Genomic DNA, 13,357 nt, shown 5'->3' with positions numbered 1-13,357 from the left:
CGCTTACGCGTCCTTCGACTCCTCGGCGGCAGCCTCGGTAGCCGGGGCCTCGTCGGCCTCCTTGACGGCACGCTTGGTCGCGGCCTCGGCCTCGCCCACAGCCTTCTGCTGCACCGTCAGCGCCTCGACCAGCTCGATGACAGCCATGGGCGCGTTGTCGCCACGACGGTTACCGATCTTGGTGATGCGGGTGTAGCCACCGGGACGGTTCTCGTACCGCGGGCCGATCTCGGTGAAGAGCGTGTGCACGATGCTCTTGTCCGTGATGACCTGGAGCACCTGACGGCGGTTGTGAAGGTCGCCCTTCTTCGCCTTGGTGACCAGACGCTCGGCGTACGGGCGCAGGCGGCGGGCCTTCGCCTCGGTGGTGGTGATGCGGCCGTGCTCGAAGAGGCTCTTCGCGAGGTTCGCGAGGAGCAGCTTCTCGTGCGCGGCGCTGCCGCCCAGACGGGCACCCTTGGTGGGCTTCGGCATAGTTCTTCTCCTGTGTGTCTGCCCCGGCCGTGTCAGGTACCGAAGTCAGTATCCGAGCGAGCGGTTGCTCGTCGGAGATCCGGGAGTCCTCGCGGACTCCCGGAGGGCCCGCGCTCCCGAAGGGGCGCGGGGAACCGCGCGGCCGGCCGCAGCCGACCCGCGGTCACAGTACGGCCTCCTCGCGGAGCGCTCAGTACTGCTCGGTCTCGACGAAGCCCGCGTCCGCGTCGTCGTCCGCGCCGAACGCGTCCGCCGCGGCGGTGGGGTCGAATCCGGGCGGGCTGTCCTTGAGCGCCAGGCCCATGCCGGCCAGCTTCGCCTTGACCTCGTCGATGGACTTCGCACCGAAGTTGCGGATGTCCAGCAGGTCCGCCTCGGAGCGCGCCACGAGCTCACCCACGGAGTGGATGCCCTCACGCTTGAGGCAGTTGTAGGAGCGGACCGTGAGCTCCAGCTCCTCGATCGGCAGAGCGAGGTCCGCCGCGAGCGCCGCGTCCGTCGGGGACGGACCCATGTCGATGCCCTCGGCGTCGATGTTCAGCTCGCGCGCGAGACCGAACAGCTCGACCAGGGTCTTACCGGCGGAGGCCATGGCGTCACGCGGACGCATCGCCTGCTTGGTCTCGACGTCCACGATCAGCTTGTCGAAGTCGGTGCGCTGCTCGACACGCGTGGCCTCGACCTTGTACGTGACCTTGAGAACCGGCGAGTAGATGGAGTCGACCGGGATACGGCCGATCTCCTGGCCCACCTGCTTGTTCTGCACGGCGGAGACGTAGCCGCGACCGCGCTCGACGGTCAGCTCCATCTCCAGCTTGCCCTTGCCGTTGAGCGTGGCGAGGACGAGGTCGGGGTTGTGCACCTCGACACCGGCCGGGGGCGCGATGTCGGCGGCGGTGACCAGACCCGGGCCCTGCTTGCGCAGGTACATCACGACCGGCTCGTCGTGCTCCGAGGAGACGACCAGCTGCTTGATGTTGAGGATCAGGTCGGTGACGTCCTCCTTGACGCCCGGCACGGTGGTGAACTCGTGCAGGACGCCGTCGATCCGGATGCTGGTGACGGCGGCACCGGGGATCGAGGACAGGAGGGTACGGCGGAGGGAGTTGCCGAGGGTGTAGCCGAAGCCCGGCTCCAGCGGCTCGATCACGAACCGGGAGCGGAACTCGTCGACGACCTCTTCGGTCAACGAGGGACGCTGAGCGATCAGCATGGAATGAATCCTTCAGTCAGGGGCGCCCGCTATTTGACGCCCGACTCTGTACTGCAAGGGTACGGGCGGTACGGCTTCCTCACAGAGGCCGTACCGCCCGGAACCGCGAAACCAGCGGAGCGCTGCGCGTCAGACGCGGCGGCGCTTCGGCGGGCGGCAGCCGTTGTGCGGGGTCGGGGTGACGTCCTGGATGGAGCCGACCTCGAGGCCCGTGGCCTGCAGGGAGCGGATCGCGGTCTCACGGCCGGAACCCGGGCCCTTGACGAACACGTCGACCTTGCGCATGCCGTGCTCCTGGGCGCGGCGGGCAGCCGACTCGGCGGCCATCTGCGCGGCGAACGGCGTGGACTTCCGGGAGCCCTTGAAGCCGACGTGGCCGGCGGAGGCCCAGGAGATCACGTTGCCCGAGGGGTCCGTGATCGAGACGATCGTGTTGTTGAACGTGCTCTTGATGTGCGCGTGGCCGTGAGCGACGTTCTTCTTTTCCTTGCGGCGCACCTTCTTGGCAGCGCCCTGACGACCCTTGGGGGGCATCTACAAACTCCTAGAGGGAGGTGGTCGGTCCTACAGCGAAGACCGTGGAATGTGGTCCGCTGCGGACTACTTCTTGCCCGGCTTCTTCTTGCCGGCGATGGCGCGACGCGGGCCCTTGCGGGTGCGGGCGTTGGTGCTGGTGCGCTGACCGCGGACGGGCAGACCGCGACGGTGACGGAGACCCTGGTAGCAACCGATCTCGACCTTGCGGCGGATGTCGGCCTGGATCTCGCGACGGAGGTCACCCTCGGTCTTGATGTTGCTGTCGACGTACTCGCGGATCGCGACCAGCTGCTCTTCGCTCAGGTCACGAACACGGGTGTTCGGGTCGACGCCGGTCGCAGCCAGCGTCTCCTTCGAGAGGGTCCGGCCGATGCCGAACACGTAGGTGAGGGCGACCTCCACGCGCTTTTCGCGCGGGATGTCAACACCGGAAACGCGTGCCATTCAATGGCTCCTGGTGAATCTTCGGAGGTCTTCCGCAGAACCGGCTCCCGGCCGCCGTACGAGGTACGAACCGGGTCCCCGGCCTCCGAGCCGGGGGTGTCGAGCCGCTGGGCTCGGGTTCTGCGTATGAACAATTCAGCTCGCGTCGCGCGAAGACTCTGCGATAGAGGTGCAGAGAGGGTGGTCGTGCGTCAGCCCTGGCGCTGCTTGTGGCGCGGGTTCTCGCAAATGACCATGACCCGACCGTGACGGCGGATCACCCTGCACTTGTCGCAGATCTTCTTGACGCTCGGCTTGACCTTCATGGGGTGAGGTTCTCCGGGTCAGTGCCATCGCACCGGGCGGGCCCGGGGCGCGGGCAAGATCTACTTGTACCGGTAGACGATCCGGCCACGCGTCAGGTCGTACGGAGACAGCTCCACCACGACCCGGTCGTCAGGGAGGATGCGGATGTAGTGCATACGCATCTTGCCGCTGATGTGTGCCAGGACCTGGTGGCCGTTCTGGAGCTCGACCCTGAACATGGCGTTCGGCAGAGACTCGACGACAGTGCCCTCGATCTCGATGGCACCTTGCTTCTTGGCCACGCTTCGCCCTTCGAATCGACTACCTTGATCGACTCCCCTGCTTTCCCCTTACGGGCGCATGCGGACATGCGGGTGCACGAGAGCCGACGAGTCAGTCTACGTCGGAGGACCCCGAAACGCGAATCGATGGAGTCTTCCCCACAAGAGCGACCACCATGCGAGCTCTGTTCGGTCAGCCCAGGGGGTCGGGGGCGGTCGTGACGCCGAACTCCGCAAGCTTCGCCTTGCCGCCGTCGACCGCGGTGAGCACCAGCGGGCCCTCCTCGGTCAGCGCGACGGAGTGCTCCCAGTGGGAGGACCAGGTGCCGTCGGTCGTGATGACCGTCCAGTCGTCCTCCAGGACCTCGGTGCGCGGGGTGCCGAGGGAAACCATGGGCTCGATGGCCAGGCAGAAACCGGGGACCAGCTTCGGGCCCTTGCCCCGGCGCCGCTCGACGTAGTTCAGCAGGTGCGGGTCCATGTGCATCTCGGTGCCGATGCCGTGGCCGCCGTAGTCCTCGATGATCCCGTACCGGCCGCCGCCCGGCTTGGGCTGCCGGCGGATGTACGTCTCGATGGCCCGGGAGATGTCGACCAGCCGGTTGCCCAGCTTCATCGCGGCGATGCCGGCCCACATGGAGCCCTCGGTCACCCGGGACAACTCGACCAGCTCCGGGGCGTGACCGGAGCCGACGAAGGCGGTGTACGCCGCGTCGCCGTGCCAGCCGTCCACGATCGCGCCGCAGTCGATGGAGATGATGTCGCCGTCCTTGAGGACGACGTCCTCGGACGGGATGCCGTGCACGACCACGTCGTTCACGGAGGTGCAGATGGTCGCGGGGAAGCCGCCGTAACCCAGGAAGTTCGACTTGGCGCCGTGCTCGGCGAGCACCTTGCGCGCGACCTCGTCCAGGTCCTTCGTGGAGGCACCGGGCACCGCGGCCTCACGGGTGGCCGCGTGGATGGCGGCGACGACCAGGCCCGCCGCACGCATCCTGGCGATCTGCTCGGGCGTCTTGATCTGCACCATGGGGCCTGCGCTCTCCATCACTCACGTCGGCTGGGTTTACCTGTACAACACTACGGCCGCGGCGCCCCCGTGAGGGCACCGCGGCCGGAAGGCGGCCGGACTCAGTGGTTCTCGGCCCGCTCGCTCTTCAGCGCGTCCAGCGCGCGCTCGGTGACCTCGTCCACCGGGCCCATCGCGGAGATCGTACGGACCAGGCCCTGCGATTTGTAGTAGTCGATGATGGGCTCGGTCTGCGTGTGGTAGACCTCCAGGCGCGTGCGCACCGTCTCCTCGGAGTCGTCCGCGCGCTGGTACAGCTCGCCGCCGCAGACGTCGCAGACGCCCTCCTGCTTCGGGACGTTGTACGCCACGTGGAAGACGTGCGAGGAGTCCTTGCGGCAGATCCGGCGGCCGGCGATGCGCTTGACCACCTCGTCCTCGGGGGCCTCCAGGTCCAGCACCGCGTCCAGCGTCATCCGCTCGGTACGCAGCAGCTCGTCCAGCGCCTCGGCCTGTGCGACGTTCCGCGGGAAGCCGTCGAGCAGGAAGCCGTTCTCGGCGTCCGGCTGCTCCATGCGGTCCTTGGCCATGGCGATGGTGACCTCGTCGGGTACGAGGTTGCCGGCGTCCATGTAGGACTTCGCGAGCTTGCCCAGCTCGGTCTGCCGGCTGATGTTGGCCCGGAACAGGTCGCCCGTGGAGATGTGCGGGACGGCCAGCTTCTCTGCGAGCCGGACAGCCTGCGTTCCCTTACCGGCACCGGGCGGCCCGACGAGGACGATACGCATCAGCGGAGGAACCCTTCGTAATTGCGCTGCTGGAGCTGGCTCTCGATCTGCTTCACCGTCTCGAGACCCACACCCACGATGATGAGGATGCTGGTGCCGCCGAAGGGGAAGTTCTGGCTTGCTCCGAAGCCGACCAACGCCATTGTCGGTACGAGAGCGATCAGACCCAGATACAGCGAACCCGGCCAGGTGATCCGGTTGAGCACGTAGGACAGGTACTCAGCGGTCGGTCGGCCAGCCCGGATGCCCGGGATGAAGCCACCATACTTCTTCATGTTGTCGGCGACTTCTTCGGGGTTGAAGGAGATCGCCACGTAGAAGAACGCGAAGAAAACGATGAGCAGGAAGTACAGGGTGATGTAGATCGGGTGGTCACCCTTGGTGAGATTCGTCTGCACCCACTGCTTCCAGCCCGAGTTGCCCCCCGCGAACTGCGCCACGAGAGCCGGGATGTACAGGAGGGACGAGGCGAAGATGACCGGGATCACACCAGCCTGGTTCACCTTGAGCGGGATGTAGGTGGACGTACCGCCGTAGGACCGGCGGCCGATCATCCGCTTCGCGTACTGGACCGGGATGCGGCGCTGGGCCTGCTCGACGAAGACCACCAGGGCGACCATGACCAGGCCGACCAGGATCACGGTGCCGAACTCGATCCAGCCGCCGGCCAGGGTGCCCTGCTTCTTGATGGCCCACAGCGCGGACGGGAACGTCGCGGCGATCGAGATGAACATCAGGATCGACATGCCGTTGCCGATACCGCGGTCCGTGATCAGCTCGCCGAGCCACATGACGACACAGGTACCGGCGGTCATGCAGATGACCATGGTGATGGTCGTGAAGATCGCCTGGTTCGGGACGATGCTGCCGGCCACCGAGCAGCCGCTGAACAGCGCGCCGCTGCGGGCCGTGGCGACGAGGCCGGTGCCCTGGAGGATCGCGAGGGCGAGAGTGAGGTAACGGGTGTACTGCGTGATCTTGGCGGTGCCGGCCTGGCCCTCCTTCTTGAGGGCTTCGAGGCGCGGGATGACCACGGTCAGCAGCTGAAGGATGATGCTGGCCGTGATGTACGGCATGATGCCGAGCGCGAAGACCGTGATCTGCAGCAGCGCACCGCCGCTGAACATGTTCACGAGGCCGAACAGGCCCTGGTTGGCCCCGGCCTCACTCACACACTGCTGGACGGCCTTGTAGTTGACGCCGGGGATCGGGATGTGGGTACCGACCCGGTACACCACGATGATGCCCAGCGTGAAGAGCAGCTTCTTGCGCAGGTCGGGCGTCTTGAACGCCCGGGCGAACGCGGTGAGCACGGTGCCTCCTGCGACCCCCGCGCAACTGCGTCAAGGGTGACGGTCTGAGGTTCGACGAATACGAAAGAGAACAGTGTTGGCCACCTTACCGGCGACCGTGCCCCCCTTGGAACGACCAACCGGGGATACCTCATTGTGAGGTATCCCCGGTCGGGATCGTTTACGTCATCGAGGCGTCGTCCGAAGGACTCAGACGAGCTCGGTGACCGTACCGCCGGCGGCGGTGATCTTCTCCTTGGCGGAGCCGGAGACGGCGTCGACCGTCACCTGCAGCGCCACGGAGATCTCGCCCTGGCCGAGGACCTTGACGAGGCTGTTCTTGCGAACGGCACCCTTGTCGACGAGGTCCTGGACGGTGACCTCTCCACCCTGCGGGTAGAGCGCGGCCAGCTTGTCCAGGTTCACGACCTGGTACTCGGTCTTGAACGGGTTCTTGAAGCCCTTGAGCTTCGGGAGACGCATGTGGAGGGGCATCTGGCCACCCTCGAAGCGCTCCGGAACCTGGTAACGGGCCTTGGTGCCCTTGGTGCCACGACCGGCCGTCTTACCCTTCGACGCCTCACCACGACCGACACGGGTCTTGGCGGTCTTGGCGCCCGGGGCGGGACGGAGGTTGTGGATCTTGAGCGGGTTCTGCTCCGCCATGATCAGTCGACCTCCTCGACCGTCACGAGGTGGCGGACGGTGTGCACCATGCCGCGGAACTCGGGGCGGTCCTCCTTGACCACCTGCGTGTTGATGCCCTTGAGACCAAGGGAGCGCAGGGTGTCGCGGTGGTTCTGCTTGCTGCCGATGTAGGACTTGACCTGCGTGATCTTGAGCTGAGCCATCACGCACCCGCCCCGGCACGGGCACGCAGCAGAGCGGCGGGAGCGACGTCCTCGAGGGGCAGACCACGGCGAGCCGCGATCTCCTCGGGACGCTGCAGACCCTTCAGGGCCGCCACGGTCGCGTGCACGATGTTGATCGCGTTGTCGGAGCCGAGCGACTTCGACAGCACGTCGTGGATACCGGCGCACTCGAGCACGGCGCGCACCGGACCACCGGCGATAACACCGGTACCCGGGGACGCGGGCTTGAGCAGCACGACGCCGGCAGCCTTCTCACCCTGGATGGGGTGCGGGATGGTGCCCTGGATACGGGGGACCTTGAAGAAGTGCTTCTTGGCCTCCTCAACACCCTTGGCGATGGCGGCCGGCACCTCCTTGGCCTTGCCGTAACCGACACCCACGGTGCCGTCACCGTCGCCCACCACGACCAGCGCGGTGAAGCTGAAGCGACGACCACCCTTCACAACCTTGGCGACTCGGTTGATCGCGACGACGCGCTCGACGTACGCGGTCTTCTCGGCGGCAGCAGCGCCGCCGTCACGGCCCTTCCGGTCCCGCCGCTCGCCGCCACCGGCACCGCCACCGCGGCGCTGGGGTCCAGCCATTGGAATTACCTCTCTCTTTTTCCGCTAGCTACGGAACCGGCTCAGAACTTGAGCCCGGCCTCGCGGGCGGCGTCCGCCAGAGCCGCGATGCGGCCGGCGTACTGGTTACCACCACGGTCGAACACGACGGCCTCGACACCGGCAGCCTTGGCACGCTCGGCGACCAGGGCGCCGACCTGCTTGGCCTGCGCGGACTTGTCGCCCTCGCCACCGCGGATCGAGGTGTCCAGCGTGGACGCCGACGCGAGGGTGTGACCCTTCAGGTCGTCGATCACCTGCGCCACGATGTGGCGGTTGGAGCGGGTCACGACCAGACGGGGGCGCTCCGCCGTACCGGCGATCCGCTTGCGGATCCGGATGTGACGGCGCTTGATCGCGGCGCGCTTGTAGGCGTCGCCCTTGAGGATCTTCTGCCCGTATGCCATGGCTTACTTACCCGCCTTTCCGACCTTGCGGCGGATGACTTCGCCCTCGTACTTGACGCCCTTGGCCTTGTACGGGTCAGGCTTGCGCAGCTTGCGGATGTTGGCCGCAACCTCGCCGACCTTCTGCTTGTCGATGCCCTCGACCGAGAAACGGGTCGGGGTCTCCACCTTGAAGGCGATGCCTTCAGGCGCCTCGACCAGGATCGGGTGGCTGTAACCGAGAGCGAACTCCAGGTTGGAACCCTTCGCGGTGACTCGGTAACCGACACCGCTGATCTCGAGCTTCTTCACGTAACCCTGGGTCACGCCGGTGATCATGTTCGCCACCAGCGTGCGGGACAGGCCGTGCAGGGCCTTGTTCTGACGCTCGTCGTTGGGGCGGGTCACCTGCAGGGTGCCGTCCTCGCCCTTGGCGATGTCGATCGGTGCCACGACGGTGTGGGTCAGCTCGCCCTTGGGGCCCTTGACCTTGACCGTGCGGCCGTCGATGGTGACGTCCACGCCGGCGGGAACCGCGATGGGGAGCTTGCCGATACGCGACATAGCTGTTTCCTCCGTTCCCTTCTGCTACCAGACGTAGGCGAGGACTTCCCCACCCACGCCCTTCTTGCCGGCCTGCTTGTCGGTGAGGAGCCCGTGCGACGTGGAGATGATCGCCACGCCGAGGCCACCCAGCACCTTGGGCAGGTTGGTGGACTTCGCGTACACCCGGAGACCGGGCTTGGAGATCCGCTTGATGCCCGCGATGGAGCGCTCACGGTTCGGGCCGAACTTCAGCTCGAGGACGAGGTTCTTGCCGACCTCGGCGTCCTCGGTCTTCCAGCCCGTGATGAAGCCCTCCTGCTGGAGGATCTCCGCGATGTGGGACTTGATCTTGGAGTGCGGCATCGACACCGAGTCGTGGTAAGCCGAGTTCGCGTTCCGCAGACGCGTAAGCATGTCTGCGATCGGATCAGTCATGGTCATGAATTGGCCTGTGGCCTTTCTCGCCGGGGTTTCCTATATGCGCCATCCCTCTCCCCGTACAGGGACGGGACGGGTGCGGCGCGGGGACCTACGGCGTAGTAAGTCGTCAGGGCGGCAGAGGCCCAACCCTCCTAGCCTAAGCCATGAGAGTCGGCACCCCTGCCGTCCCGGTTGCTTACCGAGAGGTCCAGGAATCCCTGAAAGTGGGGATTACCAGGAGCTCTTGGTCACGCCCGGCAGCTCGCCACGGTGAGCCATCTCACGAAGGCACACGCGGCACAGGCCGAACTTGCGGTAGACGGAGTGCGGGCGGCCGCAGCGCTGGCAGCGGGTGTAGCCACGCACACCGAACTTGGGCTTGCGAGCAGCCTTAGCGATCAGAGCCTTCTTCGCCATCTCGCTCACGCCTCCTTGAACGGGAAGCCGAGGTGACGAAGGAGCGCACGGCCCTCAGCGTCGTTGGTCGCCGTGGTGACCACGGTGATGTCCATACCCCGGACGCGGTCGATCTTGTCCTGGTCGATCTCGTGGAACATGACCTGCTCCGTGAGACCGAAGGTGTAGTTGCCACGGCCGTCGAACTGCTTGGGGGACAGGCCGCGGAAGTCGCGGATGCGCGGGAGCGCGAGCGACAGGGTGCGGTCCAGGAACTCCCACATGCGGTCGCCACGGAGCGTGACGTGGGCACCGATCGGCTGACCCTCACGCAGCTTGAACTGCGCGATGGACTTGCGGGCCTTGGTGACGGCCGGCTTCTGACCGGTGATCGTGGTGAGGTCGCGGATGGCGCCCTCGATCAGCTTGGAGTCGCGGGCGGCGTCGCCCACACCCATGTTGACCACGATCTTGACGAGGCCGGGGATCTGCATGACGTTCTCGTACTTGAACTCGTCACGCAGCTTGCCGGCGATCTCGTCGCGGTACTTCTGCTTCAGACGCGGAGTGGTGGTGGTAGCCATCAGATGTCCTCACCCGTCCGCTTGGCAACGCGGATCTTGTTGCCCTCTTCGTCGAAGCGGTAGCCGACACGCGTGACGACCTTCTCGCCGTCCTTCTCCACGACCAGCTGGACGTTGGAGACGTGGATCGGCGCCTCGGTGGTCACGATGCCGCCGGCCTGCGAGCCACTGGCGGTCGGACCGGCCTTCGTGTGCTTCTTGACCCGGTTGACACCCTCGACCAGGACACGCTCGTCGCGCGGGTAAGCGGCAATGACCTTGCCCTGCTTGCCCTTGTCCTTACCGGTGATGACCTGGACCAGGTCGCCCTTCTTGATCTTCATGCTTACAGCACCTCCGGCGCGAGCGAGATGATCTTCATGAACTTCTTCTCGCGCAGCTCACGGCCGACCGGGCCGAAGATACGGGTGCCGCGAGGGTCGCCGTCGTTCTTCAGAATGACGGCGGCGTTCTCGTCGAAGCGGATGTACGAGCCGTCCGGACGGCGACGCTCCTTGACGGTGCGAACGATGACCGCCTTGACGACGTCACCCTTCTTCACGTTGCCACCGGGGATCGCGTCCTTGACGGTGGCGACGATGACGTCACCGATGCCCGCGTAGCGGCGACCGGAGCCACCGAGCACACGGATGCAAAGGATCTCCTTCGCACCAGTGTTGTCGGCGACACGCAGTCGCGACTCCTGCTGGATCACGTCTATCTCCTGTTTGTCTGCCGGTTCCCCGGGGGCCGCTCAACCGAGCGGCCCCCGGAGCCTGGCGGAACTGTCCTGCGAGGGGCGCCCCGCAGGAGAATTACTTGGCCTTCTCGAGGATCTCGACGACGCGCCAGCGCTTCGTCGCGGACAGCGGCCGGGTCTCCATGAGGAGGACGCGGTCGCCGACACCCGCGGCGTTCTGCTCGTCGTGCGCCTTGAGCTTGTTCGTACGGCGGATGACCTTGCCGTACAGCGCGTGCTTCACGCGGTCCTCGACAGCGACGACGACGGTCTTGTCCATCTTGTCGCTGACGACGAGACCCTCACGGGTCTTGCGGAAGCCGCGGGCCTCTGCGTTCTCAGTCACGTTCTTCTCGCTCATCAGGCGTTCTCCACCGTTTCGATGCCCAGCTCACGCTCGCGCATCAGGGTGTAGATCCGCGCGATGTCCTTGCGGACCGCCTTCAGACGGCCATGGTTCTCGAGCTGTCCGGTCGCCGCCTGGAAGCGGAGGTTGAACAGTTCTTCCTTGGCCTCGCGGAGCTTCGCCAGAAGCTCCTCGTTGCCCAGCTCGCGCAGCTCGGACGCCTTGGTACCGGCCGACATCACGCTTCACCTGCCTCGCGCTTGACGATCCGGCACTTCATCGGCAGCTTGTGGGCCGCACGGGTCAGCGCCTCACGGGCGATCTTCTCGTTGGGGTACGACAGCTCGAACATGACGCGTCCGGGCTTGACGTTGGCGATCCACCACTCCGGAGAACCCTTACCGGAACCCATGCGGGTCTCGGCGGGCTTCTTGGTGAGCGGACGGTCCGGGTAGATGTTGATCCAGACCTTGCCGCCACGCTTGATGTGGCGGGTCATCGCGATACGAGCCGCCTCGATCTGGCGGTTCGTGACGTAGGCCGGGGTCAGCGCCTGGATGCCGTACTCGCCGAACGCAACCTGCGTGCCACCCTTGGACATACCGTCGCGCTTCGGGTGGTGCTGCTTGCGGTGCTTGACCCTACGGGGGATCAGCATTTCGGTCAGGCCTCCGTTCCGGTGCTCTCAGCCGGAGCGGCGGCGGGAGCCTCGGCCTTGGGGGCCTCGGCGCCGGCAGCCTGCTGCGGCTTGCGACCGCGCCGCTCGCCACCACGGCCACCACGGGCCGGGCGGTCGGCACCGCCACGGGCCGGGCGGTTACCCGCACGGGCCGCAGCGTTCTCGGCGCGGACCTCGGCGATGTTCTTGACGTCGCCCTTGTAGATCCAGACCTTCACGCCGATGCGGCCGAAGGTCGTCTTGGCCTCGAAGAAGCCGTAGTCCACGTTCGCGCGGAGCGTGTGCAGGGGCACGCGGCCCTCGCGGTAGAACTCCGAGCGGGACATCTCGGCGCCACCGAGGCGGCCACCGCACTGGATCTTGATGCCCTTGGCGCCGGCCTTCATCGCCGACTGCATGCTCTTGCGCATGGCACGGCGGAAGGAGACGCGGGAGGAGAGCTGCTCGGCGACGGCCTGGGCCACCAGCTGAGCGTCCGTCTCCGGGTTCTTGACCTCGAGGATGTTGAGCTGGACCTGCTTGCCGGTCAGCTTCTCCAGGTCACCGCGGATGCGGTCGGCCTCGGCGCCGCGGCGGCCGATGACGATGCCCGGACGAGCGGTGTGGATGTCCACGCGGACACGGTCACGGGTGCGCTCGATCTCAACCTTCGAGATGCCGGCGCGCTCCATGCCGGACGTCATCATCCGACGGATGGCGACGTCTTCCTTGACGTAGTCCTTGTACAGCTTGTCGGCGTACCAACGCGACTTGAAGTCGGTCGTGACACCGAGCCGGAACCCATGCGGGTTAACCTTCTGGCCCATTACCGGGTTCCTTCCTTGCTGCTGACGACCACGGTGATGTGGCTGGTCCGCTTGCGGATCCGGTAGGCACGGCCCTGGGCACGCGGACGGAACCGCTTCAGGGTCGGGCCCTCGTCGACGTAGGCCTCGGAGATGACCAGGCTGTCGACATCGGTGTGGTCGTAGTTGTGCGCGGCGTTGGCAATGGCGCTGTCCAGCACCTTGCCCACCGGAACCGAGGCTGCCTGCGGGGCGAATCGCAGAACAGCCTGGGCCTCCGTGGCGTCCATGCCACGGATGAGGTCCACCACACGGCGGGCCTTCATGGGCGTGACGCGGATGTACCGCGCCTGGGCCCTGGCTTCCATGGTTGTCCCTTCAGAGTTTCTTACTTGTCTGAATGCGATCCGCGATTAGCGGCGCTTCGACTTCCGGTCGTCCTTGACGTGGCCGCGGAAGGTGCGCGTCGGCGAGAACTCGCCGAGCTTGTGGCCGACCATCGACTCGGTGACGAACACCGGGATGTGGGTCTTGCCGTTGTGCACCGCGATCGTGTGGCCGAGCATGGCCGGGACGATCATCGAGCGACGGGACCAGGTCTTGATGACGTTCTTGGTGCCGGCTTCGTTCTGCGAGTCCACCTTCTTGATCAGGTGGTCGTCGACGAAGGGCCCCTTCTTCAAGCTACGAGGCATCTCAA

25 protein-coding genes are annotated in these 13,357 nt (G+C 66.3%); all 25 read right to left on the bottom strand.

The genetic code is table 11. From position 1 onward, the window contains the following. Positions 1-3: 3 nt before the first annotated feature. Entirely contained in the window at positions 4-474 is a 471-nt protein-coding gene (rplQ, locus tag VT52_RS19600; protein WP_046418053.1) for a 50S ribosomal protein L17, read from the bottom strand. Positions 475-664: 190 nt separating this feature from the next. Beyond that, entirely contained in the window at positions 665-1,687 is a 1,023-nt protein-coding gene (locus VT52_RS19595; RefSeq protein ID WP_003966937.1) for a DNA-directed RNA polymerase subunit alpha, read from the bottom strand. Between the two features lie 129 nt (positions 1,688-1,816). After that, the gene (rpsK, locus tag VT52_RS19590; RefSeq protein ID WP_003956432.1) at positions 1,817-2,221 is read right to left on the bottom strand and encodes a 30S ribosomal protein S11; all 405 of its coding nucleotides are present in this window, start codon (positions 2,219-2,221) and stop codon (positions 1,817-1,819) included. A gap of 66 nt (positions 2,222-2,287) precedes the next feature. Continuing rightward, positions 2,288-2,668 carry a 30S ribosomal protein S13 gene (gene rpsM / locus VT52_RS19585; protein ID WP_037657579.1) on the bottom strand — a complete coding sequence of 127 codons (381 nt, stop codon included), beginning with the start codon at positions 2,666-2,668 and terminating at the stop codon, positions 2,288-2,290. Positions 2,669-2,859: 191 nt separating this feature from the next. Further along, positions 2,860-2,973 carry a 50S ribosomal protein L36 gene (rpmJ, locus tag VT52_RS19580; RefSeq protein ID WP_003998809.1) on the bottom strand — a complete coding sequence of 38 codons (114 nt, stop codon included), beginning with the start codon at positions 2,971-2,973 and terminating at the stop codon, positions 2,860-2,862. 60 nt (positions 2,974-3,033) lie between these two features. Continuing rightward, positions 3,034-3,255, bottom strand: coding sequence for a translation initiation factor IF-1 (infA, locus tag VT52_RS19575; RefSeq protein WP_004927214.1), 222 nt, complete (start codon positions 3,253-3,255; stop codon positions 3,034-3,036). Positions 3,256-3,427: 172 nt separating this feature from the next. After that, positions 3,428-4,264 (bottom strand): type I methionyl aminopeptidase, encoded by an 837-nt coding sequence (gene map, locus VT52_RS19570; RefSeq protein ID WP_046418037.1) that lies wholly within the window; start codon positions 4,262-4,264, stop codon positions 3,428-3,430. A 101-nt stretch (positions 4,265-4,365) separates the two neighbouring features. Further along, entirely contained in the window at positions 4,366-5,031 is a 666-nt protein-coding gene (locus VT52_RS19565) for an adenylate kinase (RefSeq protein WP_046418035.1), read from the bottom strand. Continuing rightward, positions 5,031-6,344 carry a preprotein translocase subunit SecY gene (gene secY, locus VT52_RS19560; RefSeq protein WP_046418032.1) on the bottom strand — a complete coding sequence of 438 codons (1,314 nt, stop codon included), beginning with the start codon at positions 6,342-6,344 and terminating at the stop codon, positions 5,031-5,033. Before secY ends, VT52_RS19565 begins: the two co-directional genes overlap by 1 nt. A gap of 189 nt (positions 6,345-6,533) precedes the next feature. Beyond that, positions 6,534-6,989 (bottom strand): 50S ribosomal protein L15, encoded by a 456-nt coding sequence (gene rplO / locus VT52_RS19555; RefSeq protein ID WP_037657572.1) that lies wholly within the window; start codon positions 6,987-6,989, stop codon positions 6,534-6,536. Positions 6,990-6,991: 2 nt separating this feature from the next. Next, a complete protein-coding gene (rpmD, locus tag VT52_RS19550) occupies positions 6,992-7,174 on the bottom strand; it encodes a 50S ribosomal protein L30 (protein WP_003974250.1) in 183 nt (60 codons plus the stop codon). Further along, positions 7,174-7,779: a 30S ribosomal protein S5 gene (rpsE, locus tag VT52_RS19545; protein WP_003992370.1), complete on the bottom strand. Its 606-nt coding sequence runs from the start codon at positions 7,777-7,779 to the stop codon at positions 7,174-7,176. The genes rpmD and rpsE overlap by 1 nt, the downstream gene beginning before the upstream one ends. A 41-nt stretch (positions 7,780-7,820) precedes the next feature. After that, on the bottom strand, positions 7,821-8,204 hold the full coding sequence (rplR, locus tag VT52_RS19540; RefSeq protein ID WP_030174556.1) for a 50S ribosomal protein L18: 384 nt from the start codon (positions 8,202-8,204) through the stop codon (positions 7,821-7,823). A 3-nt stretch (positions 8,205-8,207) separates the two neighbouring features. Next, entirely contained in the window at positions 8,208-8,747 is a 540-nt protein-coding gene (gene rplF, locus VT52_RS19535) for a 50S ribosomal protein L6 (protein WP_046418025.1), read from the bottom strand. A 24-nt stretch (positions 8,748-8,771) separates the two neighbouring features. Beyond that, positions 8,772-9,170 (bottom strand): 30S ribosomal protein S8, encoded by a 399-nt coding sequence (gene rpsH, locus VT52_RS19530; RefSeq protein ID WP_037657563.1) that lies wholly within the window; start codon positions 9,168-9,170, stop codon positions 8,772-8,774. Positions 9,171-9,380: 210 nt separating this feature from the next. Beyond that, on the bottom strand, positions 9,381-9,566 hold the full coding sequence (locus VT52_RS19525; protein WP_003948630.1) for a type Z 30S ribosomal protein S14: 186 nt from the start codon (positions 9,564-9,566) through the stop codon (positions 9,381-9,383). A 5-nt stretch (positions 9,567-9,571) separates the two neighbouring features. Then, positions 9,572-10,129, bottom strand: coding sequence for a 50S ribosomal protein L5 (gene rplE, locus VT52_RS19520; protein WP_037657562.1), 558 nt, complete (start codon positions 10,127-10,129; stop codon positions 9,572-9,574). Next, positions 10,129-10,452, bottom strand: coding sequence for a 50S ribosomal protein L24 (gene rplX / locus VT52_RS19515; RefSeq protein ID WP_037657560.1), 324 nt, complete (start codon positions 10,450-10,452; stop codon positions 10,129-10,131). The genes rplE and rplX overlap by 1 nt, the downstream gene beginning before the upstream one ends. A gap of 2 nt (positions 10,453-10,454) precedes the next feature. Beyond that, positions 10,455-10,823, bottom strand: coding sequence for a 50S ribosomal protein L14 (gene rplN / locus VT52_RS19510; protein WP_003998823.1), 369 nt, complete (start codon positions 10,821-10,823; stop codon positions 10,455-10,457). Positions 10,824-10,923: 100 nt separating this feature from the next. Continuing rightward, entirely contained in the window at positions 10,924-11,208 is a 285-nt protein-coding gene (rpsQ, locus tag VT52_RS19505) for a 30S ribosomal protein S17 (protein WP_018543912.1), read from the bottom strand. Next, positions 11,208-11,432, bottom strand: a complete 225-nt coding sequence (rpmC, locus tag VT52_RS19500) for a 50S ribosomal protein L29 (RefSeq protein WP_007494763.1) — start codon at positions 11,430-11,432, stop codon at positions 11,208-11,210. Before rpmC ends, rpsQ begins: the two co-directional genes overlap by 1 nt. Next, positions 11,432-11,851, bottom strand: coding sequence for a 50S ribosomal protein L16 (gene rplP / locus VT52_RS19495; RefSeq protein ID WP_046418010.1), 420 nt, complete (start codon positions 11,849-11,851; stop codon positions 11,432-11,434). The genes rpmC and rplP overlap by 1 nt, the downstream gene beginning before the upstream one ends. Positions 11,852-11,856: 5 nt before the next feature. Next, positions 11,857-12,678, bottom strand: coding sequence for a 30S ribosomal protein S3 (gene rpsC / locus VT52_RS19490; protein ID WP_014674374.1), 822 nt, complete (start codon positions 12,676-12,678; stop codon positions 11,857-11,859). Further along, on the bottom strand, positions 12,678-13,025 hold the full coding sequence (gene rplV, locus VT52_RS19485) for a 50S ribosomal protein L22 (RefSeq protein WP_026252021.1): 348 nt from the start codon (positions 13,023-13,025) through the stop codon (positions 12,678-12,680). Before rplV ends, rpsC begins: the two co-directional genes overlap by 1 nt. A 45-nt stretch (positions 13,026-13,070) precedes the next feature. After that, the gene (gene rpsS, locus VT52_RS19480; RefSeq protein WP_031076666.1) at positions 13,071-13,352 is read right to left on the bottom strand and encodes a 30S ribosomal protein S19; all 282 of its coding nucleotides are present in this window, start codon (positions 13,350-13,352) and stop codon (positions 13,071-13,073) included. Positions 13,353-13,357: the final 5 nt, after the last annotated feature.

The organism is Streptomyces malaysiense (assembly GCF_000980885.2).
GTDB classification, from domain to species: Bacteria; Actinomycetota; Actinomycetes; order Streptomycetales; family Streptomycetaceae; genus Streptomyces; species Streptomyces malaysiense.
The sequence above is the reverse complement of the archived record's forward strand: the minus strand, read 5'-3'. Positions and strand labels throughout refer to the sequence as shown.

Bases quoted from the DNA above. Each gene is read 5' to 3' on its own strand.
- rplQ (WP_046418053.1), bottom strand. From the start codon at position 474: ATGCCGAAGCCCACCAAGGGTGCCCGTCTGGGCGGCAGCGCCGCGCAC.
- VT52_RS19595 (WP_003966937.1), bottom strand. From the start codon at position 1,687: ATGCTGATCGCTCAGCGTCCCTCGTTGACCGAAGAGGTCGTCGACGAG.
- rpsK (WP_003956432.1), bottom strand. From the start codon at position 2,221: ATGCCCCCCAAGGGTCGTCAGGGCGCTGCCAAGAAGGTGCGCCGCAAG.
- rpsM (WP_037657579.1), bottom strand. From the start codon at position 2,668: ATGGCACGCGTTTCCGGTGTTGACATCCCGCGCGAAAAGCGCGTGGAG.
- rpmJ (WP_003998809.1), bottom strand. From the start codon at position 2,973: ATGAAGGTCAAGCCGAGCGTCAAGAAGATCTGCGACAAGTGCAGGGTG.
- map (WP_046418037.1), bottom strand. From the start codon at position 4,264: ATGGTGCAGATCAAGACGCCCGAGCAGATCGCCAGGATGCGTGCGGCG.
- VT52_RS19565 (WP_046418035.1), bottom strand. From the start codon at position 5,031: ATGCGTATCGTCCTCGTCGGGCCGCCCGGTGCCGGTAAGGGAACGCAG.
- rplO (WP_037657572.1), bottom strand. From the start codon at position 6,989: ATGGCGGAGCAGAACCCGCTCAAGATCCACAACCTCCGTCCCGCCCCG.
- rpmD (WP_003974250.1), bottom strand. From the start codon at position 7,174: ATGGCTCAGCTCAAGATCACGCAGGTCAAGTCCTACATCGGCAGCAAG.
- rpsE (WP_003992370.1), bottom strand. From the start codon at position 7,779: ATGGCTGGACCCCAGCGCCGCGGTGGCGGTGCCGGTGGCGGCGAGCGG.
- rplR (WP_030174556.1), bottom strand. From the start codon at position 8,204: ATGGCATACGGGCAGAAGATCCTCAAGGGCGACGCCTACAAGCGCGCC.
- rplF (WP_046418025.1), bottom strand. From the start codon at position 8,747: ATGTCGCGTATCGGCAAGCTCCCCATCGCGGTTCCCGCCGGCGTGGAC.
- rpsH (WP_037657563.1), bottom strand. From the start codon at position 9,170: ATGACCATGACTGATCCGATCGCAGACATGCTTACGCGTCTGCGGAAC.
- VT52_RS19525 (WP_003948630.1), bottom strand. From the start codon at position 9,566: ATGGCGAAGAAGGCTCTGATCGCTAAGGCTGCTCGCAAGCCCAAGTTC.
- rplE (WP_037657562.1), bottom strand. From the start codon at position 10,129: ATGGCTACCACCACCACTCCGCGTCTGAAGCAGAAGTACCGCGACGAG.
- rplX (WP_037657560.1), bottom strand. From the start codon at position 10,452: ATGAAGATCAAGAAGGGCGACCTGGTCCAGGTCATCACCGGTAAGGAC.
- rpsQ (WP_018543912.1), bottom strand. From the start codon at position 11,208: ATGAGCGAGAAGAACGTGACTGAGAACGCAGAGGCCCGCGGCTTCCGC.
- rpmC (WP_007494763.1), bottom strand. From the start codon at position 11,432: ATGTCGGCCGGTACCAAGGCGTCCGAGCTGCGCGAGCTGGGCAACGAG.
- rplP (WP_046418010.1), bottom strand. From the start codon at position 11,851: ATGCTGATCCCCCGTAGGGTCAAGCACCGCAAGCAGCACCACCCGAAG.
- rpsC (WP_014674374.1), bottom strand. From the start codon at position 12,678: ATGGGCCAGAAGGTTAACCCGCATGGGTTCCGGCTCGGTGTCACGACC.
- rplV (WP_026252021.1), bottom strand. From the start codon at position 13,025: ATGGAAGCCAGGGCCCAGGCGCGGTACATCCGCGTCACGCCCATGAAG.
- rpsS (WP_031076666.1), bottom strand. From the start codon at position 13,352: ATGCCTCGTAGCTTGAAGAAGGGGCCCTTCGTCGACGACCACCTGATC.